The organism is Actinoallomurus acaciae, assembly GCF_042429965.1.
GTDB classification, from domain to species: domain Bacteria; phylum Actinomycetota; class Actinomycetes; order Streptosporangiales; family Streptosporangiaceae; genus Actinoallomurus; species Actinoallomurus acaciae.
In genome coordinates, this window is the sequence record NZ_JBHLZP010000914.1 from 1 (window position 1) to 1898 (window position 1898).

At 73.7% G+C, this 1898-nt stretch carries 3 protein-coding genes; all 3 read left to right on the top strand.

Annotated features, from left to right (window positions below; translation table 11 throughout):
* On the top strand, positions 1-303 hold a 303-nt coding region (locus ACFFNX_RS48830; RefSeq protein WP_378213289.1), incomplete at its 5' end, for a helix-turn-helix domain-containing protein.
* A 206-nt stretch (positions 304-509) separates the two neighbouring features.
* A complete protein-coding gene (locus ACFFNX_RS48835; RefSeq protein ID WP_378213290.1) occupies positions 510-668 on the top strand; it encodes a hypothetical protein in 159 nt (52 codons plus the stop codon).
* Positions 669-676: 8 nt separating this feature from the next.
* Positions 677-1898, top strand: a 1222-nt coding sequence (locus tag ACFFNX_RS48840; protein WP_378213291.1) for an ATP-binding protein, incomplete at its 3' end; no start/stop codon positions are given.

The window sequence follows — 1898 nt, forward strand, 5'->3', positions numbered from 1 at the left end:
CGCGCCGCCGAACTCGCCGACTGCCTCGGCGCCAGACCGCTGCGCGAGCGGATCGAGGCGTCCGCCCGCCGGGCCCGCGTGCCGCTCGGGGGCCGGACCGGTGGCCATTCCCTCGGCCTGACCCCGCGCGAGCTGGAGGTGCTGCGGCTCGTCGCCGACGGCCGCAGCAACCGTGAGATCGCCGGAGAGCTGTTCATCTCCGCCAAGACCGCCAGCGTGCACGTGTCGAACATCCTGGCCAAGCTCGAGGTGGCCAGCCGCGGCGAGGCCGCCGCCACCGCCCACCGGATGGGCCTGGTCTGACGCCGGGCGGTCAGGCGGGTTCGAGGATCAGCGGCCTGCCCGGCGTGGAACGCACCGGAACCGCGTCTCGTGCCTCCTCATCCGTGAGGAGTGCTTAGGGGTCGCATGCCTCGCTGAGCAGCGCGAATAGGGCACACGCCGGATGTGGGGGTGTACGCCTTACGGCGAGTGTGGATGGTGTCGGAGTAGAGACCAGGAGGACACCAATGCATCCCGAGATCGCCCGGGCCCTGATGACCGCGCGTGTCCAGGACGCCCACCGGAAGGCCGCGGCCCGGCGGTGGCGCGGCGGCGTACGCCGCCGTCCCCGCATCCTGTCCCGTTATCCCCGGCTACGTCCCGCCTGGGTTACCAAGACGGCATAAACGCCGTCATGGCTGGCATCCTGGAGGGCGTGCGCGCACATGAGGTGAGTCCCGCCTTCGTGGGCCGGGAGACCGAGCTCGCGACGCTGGCCGACGCCTTCGAACGCGCCCGCGCCGGCACTCCCGACGCCGTCCTGCCCGGCGCCGAGGCCGGCGGCGGCAAGACCCGCCTGGTCGGCGAGTTCACCGACCGCGTGCGGGGCGACGCGCACGTCCTCGTCGGCGGCTGCCTCGAGCTCAGCACGGCCGGCTTCCCGTACGCGCCGTTCACCGCGGCGCTGCGCCAGCTCGTACGGGAGGCCGGTGCCGAGGAGATCGCCGCGCTGATGCCGCGTGCCGGCGCGCGCGACCTGGCCCGGCTGCTCCCGGAGTTCGGCGAACCGCCCGCCGACCGCGACCCGGACAGCGCGCGGGCCCGCCTGTTCGAGCAGATGCTCGTGCTGCTCGAACGCCTGGCCGAGCGCCGCCCCCTCATCCTCGTGATCGAGGACGCGCACTGGGCGGACCGGTCAACCCGTGACCTGCTGGCCTTCCTCCTCCGCAACCTGCTGCACACGGCCGTCCTGGTGATCGTCACGTTCCGCTCCGACGAGCTTCATCGCGGCCATCCGATGCGGCCGGTGATCGCCGAGCTCGAACGGATCGAAGGCGTCATACGGATCGACCTGCCCCGCCTGACCCGGGCCGAGACGGCCGCCCAGCTCGCCGGCATCCTCGGCCACGCGCCGGAGCCCAAGGTCGTCGACATGGTCCACGAACGCAGCTCCGGCATTCCGCTGCTCGTCGAGGCCACCGCCGAGGACCCCGCGTGCGGGATGCCCCAGTCCGTGCGCGACCTCGTCCTGGCCGACGTCAACCGGCTGCCCGAGGACACCCAGGACCTGCTGCGCCTCGCCAGCACCGGCGGCGTGCGGTTCAGGCACACGCTGCTCGCCGCGGTCTCGGGTCTGGACGACGCGGCCCTGTCGTCGGCGCTGCGGCCCGCGGTCGACGTGAACGTCCTCGTCGCCGACGCGCAGGCGTACGCCTTCCGGCACGCGCTGATCTGGGAGGCGATCCACGACGAGCTCCTGCCCGGCGAGCACGGCCGCGCGCACCGCCGGTTCGCCGAGGCGCTGGAGGCCGATCCGTCCCTGAGCCTGGCCGGCCGCCCCGCCGTCGAGATCACGATGCACTGGGCCCGCGCGCACGACCACGAACGCGCGCTGCCCTCCGCCTGGCGCGCGGCGC